At 51.7% G+C, this 16,577-nt stretch carries 17 protein-coding genes; 7 read left to right on the top strand and 10 right to left on the bottom strand.

The features are described 5' to 3' along the window. Positions 1-72: 72 nt before the first annotated feature. On the bottom strand, positions 73-1,233 hold the full coding sequence (locus tag K3T83_RS09890; protein ID WP_220202804.1) for an AAA family ATPase: 1,161 nt from the start codon (positions 1,231-1,233) through the stop codon (positions 73-75). A 15-nt stretch (positions 1,234-1,248) separates the two neighbouring features. Further along, positions 1,249-2,034, bottom strand: coding sequence for an RNA ligase family protein (locus K3T83_RS09885; protein WP_220202803.1), 786 nt, complete (start codon positions 2,032-2,034; stop codon positions 1,249-1,251). Positions 2,035-2,236: 202 nt separating this feature from the next. Here K3T83_RS09885 and K3T83_RS09880 point away from each other — a divergent pair, with 202 nt between their 5' ends. Continuing rightward, the gene (locus K3T83_RS09880) at positions 2,237-2,863 is read left to right on the top strand and encodes an FMN-binding negative transcriptional regulator (RefSeq protein ID WP_220202802.1); all 627 of its coding nucleotides are present in this window, start codon (positions 2,237-2,239) and stop codon (positions 2,861-2,863) included. 35 nt (positions 2,864-2,898) lie between these two features. Here the strand turns inward: K3T83_RS09880 and fes are convergent, their stop codons facing one another. After that, positions 2,899-4,149, bottom strand: coding sequence for an enterochelin esterase (gene fes, locus K3T83_RS09875; protein WP_220202801.1), 1,251 nt, complete (start codon positions 4,147-4,149; stop codon positions 2,899-2,901). Positions 4,150-4,298: 149 nt separating this feature from the next. Between fes and K3T83_RS09870 the strand changes: the two genes are divergently transcribed. After that, complete coding sequence (locus tag K3T83_RS09870) at positions 4,299-4,889, top strand: 3'-5' exonuclease (RefSeq protein WP_220202800.1); 591 nt, start codon at positions 4,299-4,301, stop codon at positions 4,887-4,889. Here K3T83_RS09870 and K3T83_RS09865 read toward each other — a convergent pair. The 4 genes from K3T83_RS09865 to K3T83_RS09850 all read right to left on the bottom strand — a co-directional run bounded on the left by K3T83_RS09865 (position 4,876) and on the right by K3T83_RS09850 (position 7,740). After that, positions 4,876-5,325, bottom strand: coding sequence for a TIGR03668 family PPOX class F420-dependent oxidoreductase (locus K3T83_RS09865; RefSeq protein ID WP_220202799.1), 450 nt, complete (start codon positions 5,323-5,325; stop codon positions 4,876-4,878). The two genes, K3T83_RS09870 and K3T83_RS09865, sit on opposite strands and share 14 nt — an antisense overlap. Before the next feature lie 17 nt (positions 5,326-5,342). After that, entirely contained in the window at positions 5,343-6,251 is a 909-nt protein-coding gene (locus K3T83_RS09860; protein WP_220202798.1) for an LLM class F420-dependent oxidoreductase, read from the bottom strand. A 188-nt stretch (positions 6,252-6,439) separates the two neighbouring features. Beyond that, on the bottom strand, positions 6,440-7,420 hold the full coding sequence (locus tag K3T83_RS09855) for a trypsin-like serine peptidase (protein WP_220202797.1): 981 nt from the start codon (positions 7,418-7,420) through the stop codon (positions 6,440-6,442). Between the two features lie 14 nt (positions 7,421-7,434). Then, positions 7,435-7,740 (bottom strand): hypothetical protein, encoded by a 306-nt coding sequence (locus K3T83_RS09850; RefSeq protein ID WP_220202796.1) that lies wholly within the window; start codon positions 7,738-7,740, stop codon positions 7,435-7,437. A gap of 212 nt (positions 7,741-7,952) precedes the next feature. Here K3T83_RS09850 and K3T83_RS09845 point away from each other — a divergent pair, with 212 nt between their 5' ends. The 3 genes from K3T83_RS09845 to K3T83_RS09835 all read left to right on the top strand — a co-directional run bounded on the left by K3T83_RS09845 (position 7,953) and on the right by K3T83_RS09835 (position 12,398). Beyond that, positions 7,953-8,882: a WD40 repeat domain-containing protein gene (locus K3T83_RS09845; RefSeq protein ID WP_220202795.1), complete on the top strand. Its 930-nt coding sequence runs from the start codon at positions 7,953-7,955 to the stop codon at positions 8,880-8,882. 223 nt (positions 8,883-9,105) lie between these two features. Next, positions 9,106-10,566, top strand: a complete 1,461-nt coding sequence (locus tag K3T83_RS09840; protein ID WP_220202794.1) for a glycosyltransferase family 87 protein — start codon at positions 9,106-9,108, stop codon at positions 10,564-10,566. Between the two features lie 188 nt (positions 10,567-10,754). Further along, the gene (locus K3T83_RS09835; protein ID WP_220202793.1) at positions 10,755-12,398 is read left to right on the top strand and encodes a molybdopterin-dependent oxidoreductase; all 1,644 of its coding nucleotides are present in this window, start codon (positions 10,755-10,757) and stop codon (positions 12,396-12,398) included. A gap of 42 nt (positions 12,399-12,440) precedes the next feature. On the opposite strand, the gene K3T83_RS09830 is transcribed toward K3T83_RS09835, so the two are convergent. Beyond that, the gene (locus K3T83_RS09830) at positions 12,441-12,803 is read right to left on the bottom strand and encodes an Mth938-like domain-containing protein (RefSeq protein ID WP_220202792.1); all 363 of its coding nucleotides are present in this window, start codon (positions 12,801-12,803) and stop codon (positions 12,441-12,443) included. A 265-nt stretch (positions 12,804-13,068) separates the two neighbouring features. On the opposite strand from K3T83_RS09830, the gene K3T83_RS09825 reads away from it, so the two are divergent. Further along, positions 13,069-14,298 carry an FAD-dependent oxidoreductase gene (locus K3T83_RS09825; protein ID WP_220202791.1) on the top strand — a complete coding sequence of 410 codons (1,230 nt, stop codon included), beginning with the start codon at positions 13,069-13,071 and terminating at the stop codon, positions 14,296-14,298. Positions 14,299-14,410: 112 nt separating this feature from the next. On the opposite strand, the gene K3T83_RS09820 is transcribed toward K3T83_RS09825, so the two are convergent. Then, positions 14,411-14,800 (bottom strand): PPOX class F420-dependent oxidoreductase, encoded by a 390-nt coding sequence (locus K3T83_RS09820; RefSeq protein WP_220202790.1) that lies wholly within the window; start codon positions 14,798-14,800, stop codon positions 14,411-14,413. 98 nt (positions 14,801-14,898) lie between these two features. Next, complete coding sequence (locus K3T83_RS09815) at positions 14,899-15,990, bottom strand: SDR family oxidoreductase (RefSeq protein WP_220202789.1); 1,092 nt, start codon at positions 15,988-15,990, stop codon at positions 14,899-14,901. 158 nt (positions 15,991-16,148) lie between these two features. Here K3T83_RS09815 and K3T83_RS09810 point away from each other — a divergent pair, with 158 nt between their 5' ends. Beyond that, on the top strand, positions 16,149-16,559 hold the full coding sequence (locus K3T83_RS09810) for a winged helix-turn-helix transcriptional regulator (protein ID WP_220202788.1): 411 nt from the start codon (positions 16,149-16,151) through the stop codon (positions 16,557-16,559). The last annotated feature ends 18 nt before the right edge of the window (positions 16,560-16,577 follow it).

Below are 16,577 nucleotides of genomic sequence, written 5' to 3'. Positions count from 1 at the left end.
TTCTGGGGGCCGCTGGTTGCCCCCAGAAGCATGCAAAGGATGTACTCAATTCATGGGTGCATCCTTTTATTTTTAAACATCCTGCTCTACCCACTCAACACTATGCGCCTCTGTCACATCAGGCACTTCCAGTTTGCTTGCCAGCTTGTGAATGACTGTTTCAGGTAGGCTGGCCTGGCGCTCTTGATTTCTCTTCAAGAGGGTAGCAAATGGCACATCAAGGTAGACGAGCCGTACACGCGCTCCGTAGCCGACAAAAAAATCGATCAGTTGTTGCCGCAACATTTTCGTGATATTGGTTGCGTTCCAGGCAAACGAGCGCTGCTGGCGCATCAATTCTCTGGCCCGTTCCCTGGCTACCTGGATGACGCGTCCCTGATTTTCTTCGGGACCGATCTTCAATTCGGCGCGTATCTGGTCCAATGCAATGATCGGCCACCCTGGTAGATGTTCGTGGAGCCAGGTATCTTTGCCCGCTCCGGGCAGACCCGATAGCATGACGACTTCAAAGCTGGTATCGTCATAGGCGGCGTAATCGGGATAGCCCTGCTCGCTATGAAAGTAGACGAAGCGACTGTGATTGTCCGGGAAGGCGCGGGGAGCATCATAACAGGCCAACTCCTGACAAAATTCTCGAAATAGCGTCACGCGCGCCAGCAACTCTTCCTGATCTGCACATATCCTGCCGCGCACATCGGCCTCAGCTAATAATGCGAGATGATCCATGCGCACGTTCTGGCTGGCGGCAATTACCATACGCTCAGGTTCAGGCTTATCGAGAAATTGCAGCGGCAGGCCATGCCAGCGCACTAACCGGGCGATATACTCTCGCATTTGTAAAGGGGCCGGGTCTAGCTCCAGTCCCTTCCAGAGCAGGTGGCGGGCCTGTAGCTCTCCCTTGCGTGCATGCCCTCTTGAGCTGATATGCCCATCGGCTTCAGTAGTTGTGCATTGCGGCTTGGCGACATCGTGCAGTAGCGCGGAGGCGAAGAGATGCATCCGTTGCTCTTTTGCTAACCCGCGCCACTCTGCCAGTTCGACCATTGCCTGCGCCACCATACGCGTGTGAATCAAGACGTTGCCCTCTGCGTGGTAGATGGGACTTTGTGGAACGCCATCCATCGCGCGTATCCATGAGAATTGCGCCTCGATATCATCCCAACGCATCGTCCACTGCGGGGGCGTGGGGCAAAAGGGAAAAGACCATATTGCTTTGATATTTGGTTCTTTCATGGCTATTTCGCTTTGTTAAAACAGTGTGACGCCAGCTTTTAGACAGTTTGGCACAAGGGGACGATCCATCCAGTGGCTTTCGGAACTAATAATAGCCTGGAGGAAGCCCGGGCGCACGTATTTGTAGCGCTCCTTGACGACTCCTTCTTCCTCAACTTTGATATACAGTCCTTCCATCAGCGTCTCGGGCGCTGTCTCTCTCAGCACTTGCGCGGCATCCAACCCCTTCTGCTGACAGAGCGTGCGCAGACGCTCTAGATGATCGTCGCTGATGAAGTACGAATAGCTGAGCAGCGCTCTCAATTCTTGAAGGGAGTGTATTGTACCCTCATGGAGTACTTTGACCGAAACGACGAAGGGAACCCGTGCAAGCAGTTCGCCTCTTCTAGCCGTGCTGAGAAATTCGCCGCTGGTTTTGTCGAGGATATCGAACTCCATGAAGTAGTGCGGCAGGTCGGTATAGAACACGGTGTGTTTGGCGTACAGCCACTCGCCATACATGATATAGCGATCTGTCAGCGTCTCCCATAGCTCCAGCGTATATCTGCTGGCCCAGGTTTTGAAGAGATGAAACTGCTTTTCGCGTGGACCGCCCGTGAGATAGTGGCCTCGACTCTGCAAGAGCAGCTGCCCGTTGCTATCGAAGCTCACCGCACAGTTGGCTCCATCCATCTTCTCTTCTACGACTAGATGCCTACCTGCAAATTCGCGCAACGGGATGACGGCGAGATCTTCATCTCCCCGTTGTATACCCGATCCTTCAATATGATAGGTGCGTGGATATTTATAGATGCTGTTCATGATTCATTTAATATTGTGAATAACGATGCTTCTCTACGTAGTTCTCCATTGCAGAGATAAGCATAACATATGCTTGAGGGACCGTATAGCCCTTATCCAGTCAAATCTGCGAACTTCCTTTGTATTGGCTGTGGTGAAATCGGCACACATTGGGTACTATTTCTCGTATATGTGATTGTTCCTTTCCAGAAATGAGGCAACTATGTACGTTCCGAAGGCTTTCCGCGAAGATGATATTGTCCAATTGCAGACGTTTATGCAAGCTAATAATTTTGGTATCCTGGTTTCTCAACAGGATGGCGTTCCTGTTGCCGCGCATCTCCCCTTTATCCTCGACACAACCAGAGGCAGCTATGGCACCTTGCTAGCACATATGGCGCGAGCCAATACGCAGTGGCGCTTGTTTGCCGATGCTCCCGAAACGCTGGTGATTTTTCAGGGGCCACATACCTACATCACGCCCTCCTGGTACGATGAGCCGCTGAGTGTCCCCACCTGGAACTATACAGCGGTTCATGTCTATGGCAGGCCACGTATCATAGAAGATGTCGCGGAAATGCTCGCATTGATGGAGACGCTGACTCAGCAATCGGAGTCGCGTTTCGAGCGGCCCTGGCAATTTGCGGGTTTGCCACAGGATTTTGTCGAGAAGAAGTTGCGTGGCACCGTCTGTTTTGAGATGGAGATTATGAGCCTGGATGGGAAATTTAAATTGAGCCAGAACCGGCCCAAAGACGATCAAAAGCGGGTCGCTGCCACATTGCAGGCCTCCTCTGATCCTCTCGATCAAGAAGTGGCGGCGCTGATGAAGGTACGGCAAAAGAAGTAGTGGAGGGCGGTAAGATCAGCTTACCGCCCTTTCTTTCAGTTTTTACCTACCAGCGCGATTAATCCATCGGCTAATGAGCCTCGCCAGCAGATGTAATCATGTCCACCGTTGAACTCAGAATAGTGTACCTCGTAGCCCTTGAGGATTAATACATCGCGCAGGTGCCGGTTGCTGGAAATCATTTCAACTGCTACTCCCTTTTCCTGCAATCCGACCTCCAGGTAGAAACGAAGTGGTAAACGAGGGCTGGCTACATAGTGCTGAATGAGCTGTTGCTGTGAGATATCCAGTTCTGGATCTCTATCCCACCAGAAGGAGCCGGACTGTGATAGAACGTTGCCGAAGACTTCTGAGGCCCGCAAGCCAACAAATGCTGCGGCCAATCCACCGTAGCTTGAACCTCCAACAATCGTTTGCTTTGGATTACTGGTGACGTGATAATGTTTATGAGCCCAGGGCATAAGTTCGCGGGTCAGGAATTCAACAAAGGGTTCGTGGCATGGCAATTCCCGGTTGCGTGTATCCTGGTCCATACTATCAGGCAAAACAGCTACCATTGGAGGAATCTTGCCTGCATTGATCAGGTTATCGAGTATGGTTGGAGTGGGAACGGCATCCTGGTATGAGAGGCCGTCAAATACGAGGAAAAGACTGTATGGTTCGTCGATCGGTGAGTATCCAGGTGGTGTGTAGATCCAGACACGCCGCTCATTGTTGAGAATATCACTATGCAGGCGATGTATCTCAACATGCCCTCTGGCTACATCTGGTTGAGGTGTGATCCAGGGCTGTGCAGGAGCGTTAGGAAGTTCCAGGATTGACACCGCAATATCTCGATCATCGGGAAGCTCTTCGTCTTTGCTATAGATGAACTGGCGAGGATTGAGCGGGTCAGACAACATACGTGTCCCATAATCTCCTGCCCCATTGTTCAGTTCGGTTAAAGGATCGTTTGGCGACAGCAAATAAGTCGTACGTAAATCGTTGCGCAGGCGGTACGTCCTGTACCAGAGATCGCTATCTAGCAGGCGCGTCAACTGGTTCTTCTCCGGGTGGCCCCAGCCAACGGTGCCTCCGAAGAGTACCACGTTATGTATATCTTCTTTGCCGCGCCAGAGAAAGGTTACCAGATGATGCGTATCGTCATTTTCAATTGGCTCAATCAGAGGTGTACCTTTTTCTGTAATTTCTTGCCAGAATGGTGCCAGTGCAGCTGCATCGTTAGATATGAGTGCCTGTTGCAATAAGGCTATGCGTGGACTGTCGGGCGTTTTCTTTGCTTCCATACAAGGAACCTTTCATCGCGCATAAAATGATCTATTATCATTATGACATAGAAATTTTGCTGCCTCAACCTATAGAAAATGTACCATCGGATTTGTTATGATAAGCGCGATCCGTGGAAAGAAATGAGTATGTAAGAAAAGAGGGCGTTGTGCCAAGAAAAATATTGGATCAGGTGTTGATTGTGGATGTCGAGGCAACCTGCTGGGAAGGACCGGCACCGGAGGATCAGGAAAGCGAGATCATTGAGATTGGACTCTGTACGCTTGATGTGGCTTCAGGCGAGCGTGTAGAGAAGCGTAGTTTGCTGGTGAAGCCGCAACGATCGCGCGTCAGCCCCTTTTGTACGCAGCTCACCAGCATAACGCAGCAGATGGTAGATCATGGAATGTCCTTTACAAAAGCCTGTACGATTCTCAGACAAGAATATGCCTCAAAAGAGCGCGTCTGGGCCAGCTATGGCGATTATGATCGGCGCGTCTTCGAGCGGCAGTGTCGCGAGTCCCAGATCGAATATCCTTTTGGCGTCAGGCATTTGAATGTCAAGACGCTCTTTGCCCTGGTGCATGCCACACGCTATGAACCCGGAATGGCGGAGGCGCTGCGGATCATGCAACTGCCTCTAGAGGGGACGCATCATCGAGGGGGAGATGATGCCTGGAATATCGCGGGTATTCTGTCCGAGTTGCTGAAACATTTCAGAACTTCTTTCAGTAGCGAGACATCAGCTAACCAGCCGTGATCGCCGGTCCCCAGGAGGCTATGCTTTCGGGCGTGATCATAATCACCGGCAGTTGTTCCAGCGCCATTGTGTGATACTGGATATAGCGCGCTCGCAGCAGGACCAGCGCCCCGGCGTGTGAGTGATGCTCCGGCTCGATCAGTTCCGCTCTCCCCTGCACAAGCACATATCCTAAGCGCGACCAATCATCGTCATACTGATCGATCAGCAGAGCGGCCTCGTGGCGAGCTTCGATATTGCGAACGCGGCGCAGGCGTGTTCCTGTGACACGTTTGGGTTTCTCGTCGAGCGGTGTGTAGAAATAGGTGCCATCGAAGGCGTAGCAGACGGGAATGAGATGCGGACTCCCATTCTCGTCTGCCGTTGCGAGCCGTGCGACCCGTTGCTTGTGTACAAATGCACCCTCAGCCTCGCTTAGAGCCGTACGTTTGCTCATCTCTATTGCTGCTTTCTCTACTCACGACCAGCGACCGGGATCTTTTCGACCTCTGGCATAATCTGTGCCAGCACATCAAAGAATTCCAGGTTTGTGACATCGGGCGAATTGAAGATGGCCTGATCGATGCCTATCGCCGCCTGTTCCGCGAAGTGATCGATTGCCGCCGAGGGGCTGAGCGTGCCGTTGCGACCATCGCGCGAAAGGCGGATTGTGTCGAGGGTGGTCTTCTCGATCTGCTCATAGGGGCGACCCAGCTTATCGCAGTGTTCGCGCAACACATCCAGCTTGCGTTTCACCTCGTCTTTGCCCAGGCGCAGGAAGATGTTGCAGGCATCGCCATATTGTGCCACCAGCCGCAGCGTTTTGCGCTCGCCAGTTCCACCAATCAGAATGGGTGGGTGCGGCTTCTGGATGGATTGTGGTGAGTTGAGCGGGCGAGCAAGTTGATAGTGTTTGCCCTCGTAGGCTTTCTCATCTCCCGACCACATTTGCAGGGCGATTTGCAGCATCTCTTCCAATCGCTCGAAGCGCTCGCCCAGCGGTGGAAATGGCACGCCAAGACCGGCATGCTCCTGTTCGTTCCAGGCGGCACCGACGCCAAAATAGGCGCGTCCGTGTGAGAGGACATCGAGCGTGGTTGCCGTTTTGACCAGCAGACCTGGATACCGATAGGTCACGCCTGTTACCATCGTGCCAAGCTTGATGTGATTGGTGTGACCAGCGGCAAAGGCCAGCGCGCTCCACCCTTCGAGCATCTCGTTTTCAGCGGGACCAACATTTTGGATTTGAAAGAAGTGGTCCATGACCCACAGGCTGTAGAGGCCAGCATGTTCGGCCCGTTGCGCAATCAAACCAAAGGTCTCACCAAGCTCTCCCTGACCGTTGGGCCAGGTAAAGTTGGGGACTTGTAATCCTAATCGCATGTATAAACTACTCCTGCACTACTGCCTTCGTTGTATATCTATCAACAAAAAAACAGCCTTGATTGGCTTTCTTCGATCAATATACAAAACAACATGTTTGTCCCGCAAGCTCAACAAATGGGTTTGATTGGACTTGCGGGACGTGTGACAAAGCGTTGGAAGCCTGATCGAGCTTCTGGTATGTATTTTTAGGTATGCTGTGCTTTGTCGTAAAGGGCGTACCAGGTATCGTCGTAGTAGGGCGAGAACATGTGTCCAGGCTGAATACTACTAGTGAAATCGTTATGGCCGTTGAGGTACAGTTTGCCGTTGATCTGCACAAACCAGGGGCCACCACTGGAGCCACCAGTCATATTGCATGGAATGGAGATCACCAGGCCACCTGCATGCTGCCAGCTTCTACTGCTACGATTTTCGCAGGATTGGCGAGTCTGCCCGTCGAAGGGATACGCAGCGGGATAACCATAGGCGTAGAAGTTCTGGTTGACCGAGAGGTTATAGGCCCAGCCAGAGCCTCCAACTACATCGGTTAACTTGCCCTGATCGTTAGGGGCTACGATAGCCATACCAAAATCGCGGTGCAGATCATTGGGACCGGCATCGATCCACTCCGAAGGAACTAGCAGGTCACGAGCTGCCCAGCAGCCATAGGGCGTGTTGCCGTTCTTGTAAAGTGGACAGAAAATCACGTTTCGTACCCACGCACTGTTCCAATAGAGGCAGTGACCAGCCGTATCTACAACGCTCTGATTGGCGCTCGTAACGGCGGTGCCGGAGCAGACCATATTTTGTCCGGAGGCGTTGCTAAAAAAGAGCTTGCCAACGGTCGAGAGAGGATCGGCGGAGTTTCCGTTCTGAGGGGGGTGGCCCTCCTGCTGGGCGGCCTGACCCTGAGCTGTATCGGCGTTGGTTTGCGCAAGATTGACGCTGTTGTCAACTAGTTGATCGGCATCAATAGCACTACGCATATTTTCCGCCGTCCAGTGCTTGAGGACGATGTTTGGGCTGGCCTCGACATCATGCTCACTGATGCTGGCCCTGGAAGTGAAGACGGAAGGGAAGAGCGTTTTCCCAAATGTAACCAGGTAGACGATGTAGACACCAGCCAGCGCGACAAGAAAGATCTTGCCTGCCAGGGGAAGCTGAATTAACCTGGGCTTTTGTGGCATTGTTCCCCTCTCTTTCACTCTGCCTGATGCGCTTGCGCCGTGTGTGGAGGCTGCTGCTTACGCTTTTTGCCTCGCTTCAACTTATCTGTTTTGGGCATTTCAGCGGGTTGGGCATTGCGCATTTTATCCGCCGTCCAGTATTTAAGTGCATCTTCGGGGTTTGTTTCTACAGAATGTTTTGCGATACTACTCGCGTTATTTGTATCTTCCTGTGCATTATTCAAGGTGCGCCTCCATATCATGTATAGACCAATAAGCAGACAGAGCAGGATTGCGCCAACCAGAGGCAGTGAGATGGATCTTTCTTGCCGTGACATCATGCCTCCTCTTCATTTAGCAGCGAACAAAAAACATGGTACTTGATAGAACGCGTATACAGGGTATCATACATGTCAATTTCTCTTCCTATTCTACCACCTGGTTCAAGAGTTCATCGCATAATATACGATTGGATGGCACATTCGTTTCCTTCCATATCGTCTATAGTGTTGAAAATAACACCATCTGATAGGTCTGGATACAAGGGGATAGAATGACAGCTTTAGGGACAACGATATTCACATATAAAGGCCATGAGTTTGAGGTAAATGATCTGGCCTGGTCGCCTGATGGCGCGGCTGTGATTTCTGTTAGCCACGTTGAAGTCGTGAAAAAGCAATGGTTTCGTACAACCAGAGAAGCCGTTGGAATTGTTCGGTCCTGGAATGCATCGAATGGCGATGAAAAGATGACGTATCGTGGGCACGGGATCGAGGTCGTTTCAGTTAGCTGGTCGCCAGATGGGAAATATATTGCCTCTGGTGGCGACAATTCGGTTGTTGTCGTGCTGGATGCTGCAACTGGTGACGAGATCTGCACCTATGATGAACATATCTCCTCCATAGAGGGTCTCGCGTGGTCGCCCGATGGCAGATATATTGCCTCCGCTGACTCGTCTGTGCATATCTGGCGTTTCGATTCTCAGGAGATGATATGTGAATATAGCGAGCATGAGGATGAGGTATCGGACGTGAAATGGTCTCCAGATGGCAGGCTGGTGGCCTCGGTGGATAGCGAAGGGATGATGTGTGTCTGGGAGGCGCTGACTGGCGAGACGCAGATGTCGTATCAGCATGAGAAATGGGCCTGGTCGCTGGCGTGGTCGCCCGATGGCACAAAAATTGCTACTGCAAACGAAGATCAGCGGGTGCATATATGGGATGCTACAACTGGCGAACATCTCGCATCCTATAAGGGTCACACTGCCAGAGTTCTTAGCGTCTCCTGGTCGCCTGATGGCTGTTCACTTGCTTCGGGGAGTGAGGATAGAACTGTACGCATCTGGAATGTTGAACGCGGCACCGCTCAGTTTACCTATCGTGAGCATAACGGGAGCGTGAACGTGGTGGCGTGGTCGCCCTATGGCACAGAGATTGCCTCTGCTGGCACCGACGCTATCGTCAAAATCTGGGTTGCTGGCTGACCTGAATATGGTAGGGGCGATGGCTGGTTCTCTCCTGGCTTCCCAGGCCGTATGATGCGCTTACAGGAGAGGACCAGCCATCGCCCCTACCATATTCGAGATGCTCTGCTCCTGAGATCTTCTGAAAATCTTCCCCTCGCTGCTTGCAAAAGAGCACCTCGTTGCTACGTGTAATAGATATGATCCTTGCCCTACTATTTTTCTCTAGGAAAGTAACGAGTATATGTCGATTACACAGGTATTGCGCCCCTCATCGGAGCTGACCGTTTCAGCCACTCCTAAGCGCCAGTGGTGGCGTTTTGTTGCTTTGAGTGTTTGCCTTGCTGTAGCTATTTACTTTAATGTCGTGCTGGTCAATATCGAGCTTCCTCCCAGCAATACTTTGAACGTCCTTTATTCGTTTGTGACGCCCTGGCTTTTCAGCTACCTTCCCTATCTGGTCGCCAGCCTGCTTGTGCTGGCAACGCCTGCACCGACGCGGCGCTGGCGCTGGCTCGAACTGACCTTAATCATTGCAGGTGCGTTGATCTTGCGTGTGATTTTGCTTTCTGCGCTTCCCCATCTCTCCCGTGATTCCTGGCGCTATCTATGGGATGCTCGCGTCACGCTCTACGGCTACAGTCCATACGTCTATCCTCCAAACAGCCCGGTATTTGACTCGTTACGAGATGTGATTTATAACAACAGCCGCTTTCACGAGGTGCCAACGATCTACCCTCCTGCTGCTCAGGCCATTTACTTGCTCAGCTATCTCATCGCGCCGAGTAACCTGCTGGTCCTCAAAGGTATTTTCATTGTATTTGACCTTGTTACCTGTGCTGGCCTGGCCTGGCTGCTTCATAGGCGTGGACTCGACCTGAGCCGCTGCGTGCTTTACGCGTGGTGTCCTCTGCCCATCGTTGAGTTCGCCATGCAGGGCCATCTCGATGTCATCACGCTGACCTTTTCTGTGCTGGCCGTTGCCTGTTCGTTTGCTAACTGGCGTGGGAACCGCGTTATGACAGGCTTTTTGATCGCGCTGGCAACACTGACCAAGTTCTATCCCATTTTGTTGCTATTGGTGATTGTGCGCCGTCGCGATTGGGCTATGCTCATCACCTGCTTTGCAACTATTGTGCTGGCATATGTTCCCTATCTGATCCTGGGGCATGGCAGTATTTTTGGTTTCTTTGCCACCTATGCCAGCGAGCAGACGCCTGATGCTGGTATCGTGCCGCTGCTTGTGAGTTGGCTCTGTAACGCTCTAGGAAGCGATAAAAGTCTGACACAGATTCTCATTTATCTTGTTGATCTCGTTGTCCTGGGTGGCGTCTCGCTTGTTATTATCTGGCGGCGGTGGCGCAGGCAGCTCGGCGTGGAGGCGGGAGCGCTTGTCCTGACTGCCGCTATCTTTTCCATTTCCACCCATATCTTCCCCTGGTATACGACGGCTCTACTCCCCTGGATTGTCCTGCTGATAGGGCCGTTCTGGACACGTCTGCATGGGCTGAAGAGCGCCGGTGTCGCAATCGGTATTGCCTGGTATTTTGTCTGTATTGCCCCTGTGCGCTACCTCTTCGACTATCTCCACAACTGGCCCCTCTACTATCAACTCGTCTATGCAGGACCGCTGATTGCCCTGGCGCTCGTGGCGGGTGTCGTCCTGCTGCGTGGACGCGCCAGATTCAGGTGGTTGGTGCGCTGATCTATTCGCCATTTTTCGGCGTACCACTATGAGGTGAAAAGAGGTCAAGATCGCTGAAAAATATCACGGTGTAGAACGTGACATGAGTATAAGCAAAAAGTACTATGTATAGCCTCTTGTATTGCTCGCTCTATCAACACATCAAAATGAGATTATTCAGGTTGCAATTATCAAGGTAAAGGTCAATTATGCAAAATACCGATCAACAATCTACGAAGCAGCAGAACAAGGCTGCTTCTGCTGCACCAGTGACTTTCCCGACGTGGCGCACGTTGCTGCTTTCGGCTCTCCTGGCTCCGGGTGCTGGTCTGGCGGCCAGCCTGTTAACAACCGCCTTGATGGGCATCTTACGATTGGTGGCTGGGATACCTACCCCGGTCGAGTTGTTTGGCGATTATGTCCTCAAACATATCAACGTTGGCACCTTTTTTCGTCTTCTCGTTGTGTTTGGTGCGAACTCTAAAACCTATCCGCTTGGTCTTGCGCTGCTGGGGATGGTCCTCGTTGGCACCGTTGCCAGCTTCCTGTATGCTGCCCTGGTGCGTTTGCCTCTCCCGGTGCAGGGCTATCGTCCCACGCGGCGTGAGTGGCTGGTTGCGCTGGCATTTAGCGTGGTGATGACCGTGATTGGCGTGGTATTGTTCTGGAACGAGTTGCGGCAGAACTTCTATGGCCTGCCTGTTGGTTGGTCTACATTTGTCTCAGCGCTGGCTCTGCTGGCCGATTTTGCCCTCTATGGGATTGTGCTATGTCTGGCATATCGTGCCCTATTGCCCAAACAGCTTGTCGTCTCGGGGCAAAAATCAACGGTGCTGGCGAGGAGGTTGCTACTGTCTCGTGCAGGTGTGGCTGCGTTGAGTGTTGGTGGAGCGGGCGCGACGGTAGGCCTGATTCGCGGGTATCTCAATAACTACGCCTCCTATGATGGACAGAAGACCTTCCCACATCAAAACGTGACCTCGCCGATTACGCCCAACGATGAACACTATACAGTCACGCAGAACCCTGTTGATCCGAAGCCGCAGCCTGCTCTCTGGCGTTTAGAAGTGGTGGGGCTGGTAAAAAATCCGGGCAGCTACACTTATGAAGAGGTCCAGCAGTTGCCCTCAACATCGCGCCCGATTACGCTGGAATGCATCGCCAATTATACAGGGGATCATCTTATCAGTACGGCTATTTGGCAGGGGGTCACTTTGCGTAGCCTGCTGGAGCGGCATGGCGGCGCGCTCTCCAACGCTACTCACGTGGCTTTCTATAGCGTTGATGGGTATAATGTCAGCTTGCCCCTGAACGAACTGCTCGCCGTTGATCCGCTCCTGGCGTGGCGTATGAATGGTGCAGAGTTGCCGCAGAAGCATGGTTTCCCGATGCGTGTGTTGATTCCTGGTCGCTATGGCGAGGAGAATCCCAAATGGTTGACGCGTATCGAACTGGTCGATCACTTTGTTGGTGGCCTTTATTCAGACCAGGGCTGGTACAACGGGCCGCTCCATACTATCAGCCGGATAGATCGGCCGGCAGGACACGTGCCTTTCGCCAAAAATATTGAAGTTGGAGGGATTGCTTTCGCGGGCAATCGCGGCATTCAGCGGGTCGAGATCAGCGACGATGGTGGCACCACCTGGCACAATGCGACCTTGCAAGCCCCTTTATCGCAGGATGCATGGCGGCTCTGGACGTGGCAGTGGTCTCCTGCACAACCTGGAACCTATATGCTGGTCAGTCGTGCAACCGATGGCACTGGCGAGGTGCAGACCAGTCATGACCAATTTACCGTTCCCAACGGAGCGACGGGCTATCATAAAGTGAAGGTGGAGGTTGTTTCCTCTTAGCACCGTTTGATGTATGTTGCGAAAAGGGTTCCTCTTGCTTTTTCAACAGGTGACGTGGAAGAGGCCGATGACTGCGCCGCTGCTAGTATTCCATGTGCGGATTGCTGCCGGAGTAGGGAGTAGATCGACATGGCAATGCTTTTGCTGAAGATAATCAGCGGCCTCTGCTGAGAGACGAACATTATCGTGCTGTCCTGTGCCAATAATGAGCCGTTGCGTCCCTTTTTCGTAGACATATTTGGCTTCATCCAGTGAAAGAGTATGCGATGTGCCGTAAAGCGCTTTGGAGAGCCTTTTTTTACGTTTTTTGATCTGACCATCCTGTCGGATCAGCACATCGTGATTGAACATCGTTCCTTCGATAGTAATGGAGCCAAAAGCCGTTTGATCAATAGTTGGTTTCATCGCTCTTCCTCAGTTGTATGCACATGTGCATCAGGATGATGTGGATTGTGATAGAAGGTGATGCTATGGGTAAAACTAAGTTCTCCTGTTACACGTCCTCAAAGTCTGGTTGTAGTACACTGAGAGGAAAGTTCAGCTTCTGGGCTTTATGGATGAAGTAGTGTCGCAGATTTGATGCTCAAAAATTTATAAAATCGAAGTAAAATGTATTCCCTCAGCGCGTTTTTAGTAGTGAGGGAATCAGGAGAAGAAAGAAGGCAGAATCATGGCTGACGAGAATATAACACTCTACGGAACCGATTGGTGTAGCGATTGTAAACGCAGCAAGAAGTTTCTTGGTGAACAGCGTGTCCAGTACAAATATATCAATATTGAGGACAATCAAGAGGGTCAGGCATTCGTGCAAAAGGTGCAAAACGGGGGATTGACGATCCCGACGATTGTATTCGATGATGGCTCCCTGCTGATTGAACCGACAAACGCTGAGTTGGCGGCAAAACTGGGACTGAACACGCAGGCGCAATGTGAGTTTTACGATCTGATCGTGGTCGGTGGCGGTCCAACCGGTTTGACAGCTGCTATTTATGCGGCACGCGATGGCTATGATGTGCTGGTCATTGAGCGTAGTGGACTTGGTGGGCAGGCAGGCATTACTGAGCGGCTCGATAACTATCCCGGCTTTCCCGAAGGCGTTACCGGTGCCGAGTTTGCTCAACGCGTCATCGAACAATCGAAGCGCTTTGGCGTGGAACTGCTCTCAGCGCAGAATGTGGTTCGTGTGGGCAATGATAGGGGAGCGCATTTTGTCGAGACCGAAGATGGACATACCTATCGCGCTAACGCGGTCTTGATCGCTACCGGCTCAACATATAAACGGCTGGGCGTGCCGGGAGAGGAGGATTTTATTGGTGCTGGCGTCCATTTTTGTGCGACCTGTGATGGTCCCTTCTATCGTGGGCGCGAAGTGGCTGTGATTGGTTCCGGCAACAGTGCAGTGGAAGAGGCGGCGTTCCTGACGCGCTTCTGTCCGAAAGTTACTATTCTGGCGCGTGGTTCCCAACTCTCCGCAAGCAAGCTAGCTATCGATAAGGCTACATCGACTCCCGCTATTGAGATTCGCTATAATACGCAGGTTGTGGAGTTTAAGGGTAACAATCACCATCTGGATACCGTCGTGACGAAAAATACGCAGACTGGCGAGACTGAAGAACTACATCCAGCGGGTGTGTTTGTCTTCATCGGCCTTGCACCCAACAGCCAGGCGTTTGCTGATAGTGCCAAGCTCGATGACCAGGGCTTTATCATGACTGGTATTGATTTCCAGACCAGCACGGAGGGGATCTTTGCTGCTGGCGATGTACGCAAAGGTAGCACGAAGCAACTGGTCAGCGCAGCTGGTGAGGGAGCCGCAGCCGCTATCGCCATTCGTGAACATTTGCGTGGACATGACGCCCATACAATGGAGAACGCGCTGGCAGCTAACGTTTCTCGCTAAGGTACATTCATTTCGTAGTTGCGCGATTTATCGCGCTGCGTCGGAAACGCGCGATAAATCGCGCAACTACGAAACTGTGCACTACCATCGTAAATTGTTGCGGTTCATATTTTTATAGATTCTGCCCAACAATATGCTGAGGTTTCACATAAAGAATGACGCGTGGGTCGCCTGGATAGCCCCAGGGTGTATCGTAATGTTTTGCCAGCGTATTGTAGAAAGCTCCATTGGGGTCTTTCTCGATCTTTTCAACCACGCCACGAAACTCGGCATAGGTATATGGGTTATCAACATCGGTAATCGAGATGGAGACGCGAGGGTCATGCTGAATATTGTAATATTTTTGGCGGTTAGTCGCATGGGTGAACTTGATGTACTCGCCATCCCAGATGAACCACATAGGCGACGATTGCGGCGCTCCGTCTGGTCTGATCGTGGCTAGATGAGCAAATGTCTTCGATTGTAAGATCTTCTGAACCTTTGGATTATTCAGGTCTGCCATGAAACGTATCTTTCCTTTCTTTGCCTTCTTCGGAAGAAGATAGGTTGTCATCTATGTAATAAAAGCTTCTCTATTAAACATATGCTGAATGAGCAAGCTCAGGGAATGATTTTGCGCTGACGGAAATCGTTGAAAATGTTGAGAAACATGGCTTCGGTATCGACATACTCATGAAAGCCGAAGCGACGGGCCTTCGATCCATCGGCGAACATATCGTAGTCCCAGGAGAAGACAAAATCGCCGAAGCGCCAGGACGACACATCTTTGTAAGGATGAGGTTCGAGTCCATATTTCTCGACCATCGCGTTCCAGAGCGGCTCTTTGTCTGCCATAACAACATCGAGCGACATCGGTAGTGGCGGCGCTACCTCAAGGTCGAAGAAGCGGGCGAGTTTGGGCCACATCTCGTTCCAGCGAAAAAGGTCGCCGTTGTTGATGTTGAATGCCTGATTAGCGCACCGCTGATCGGTTGCTGCCCAAACTGTTGCGTGTGCTAGCAAACCCGCATCGGTCATTTCGAGCAGTTTATCATATGCTCCCGGTTTGCCTGGGAAGCGTAAGGGTAGCCCCAGCTCTTTAGTAATTGCCGCATAGACGGCAATCACCATCGCCAGATTCATCGGGTTGCCGAGCGCAAAACCACTGACCACCGCCGGACGAATTGCCGACCAGGTCCAGTTTTTTCCTTGCTGCCGATTTTCAAGAAAAACCTGCTGATCAACCATAAATTCGGGTGGCATATGGCCCGCATCGGTCTCGCGGGCAGGCGTCTTGAACGGGCCGAGATGACCTCCATAGACCTTGTACCCTTGCATCAGGCTAACATGTTGTAAATTGGGAGCGATTGGCTCGACCGCCTCGATGACATTCATCAACATGGCAAGGTTGGGAGGCACTAGCTCGGCCCAGGTTGGTCGATCCTGGTAGGCGGCGTAGAAGATGTGCGTTACCTGTGTGAGATCTCCAAGCTTCTTGCGGGTATCGTCCCGATCAAGCAGATCAACCGCCACATATCGAACGCGACTTGTAGACGCTCCACCGCGCCTCGATAGACCTATAATATCCCAATCAAGCAGTGTTGTGAGATGATCGACAAGATTGCGACCAATAACCCCTTGCGCTCCGACGATGAGAGCAATCTTGTGAGGTTGTTCTCCTGCTCTAATGATACCTTTATTGAGTTGATTCATTTCTTATCTCCACATTTGTTTGTTATGTAGATATTTATTTGCTTTTGTTATCTATACTATAAATGCTAATGCGAAACCCTACAAGTACGCACTTTAAAGTAACCGGGGCTGATGTGGAGAGATACAAAGGAGCGGCGATATATGCTATAGTTATAGCTATGGAAAGGACGCTGCAAACATCTTCATCGAACCAGCTCTCGCCTCATAGTGTGTTGATGGCGCATTGCCCTTCACGGCAGGTGCTTGAGCTGATTGCCGACAAGTGGACGGCCCTCATCTTTGCGTTGCTGGAAAGACAGCCCACGCGCTTTAATGAACTACAGCGTGCGATCGATGGCATTTCGCATAAGGTGCTGACGCAAACCTTGCGCAATCTGGAGCAGCGCGGCATCGTGCAGCGCAAGATCACGCCAACAAATCCACCTGCTGTCGAATATTCCCTCTCTCCTTTGGGAATCACCTTGATTCCGCTGATGGCTATGCTGAGGCAGTGGGCAGAGGAGCATATGGAGGAGGTTGAACAGGCTCGCCTGGTATATGGAGAGAAGGAAGAAAAAATATACGGCTGAGTCTGGATCGAGCAATTA

This window comes from Reticulibacter mediterranei (assembly GCF_016587455.1).
Note: the sequence above shows the minus strand (reverse complement) of the source record. Positions and strands in the feature narration are given on the sequence as shown.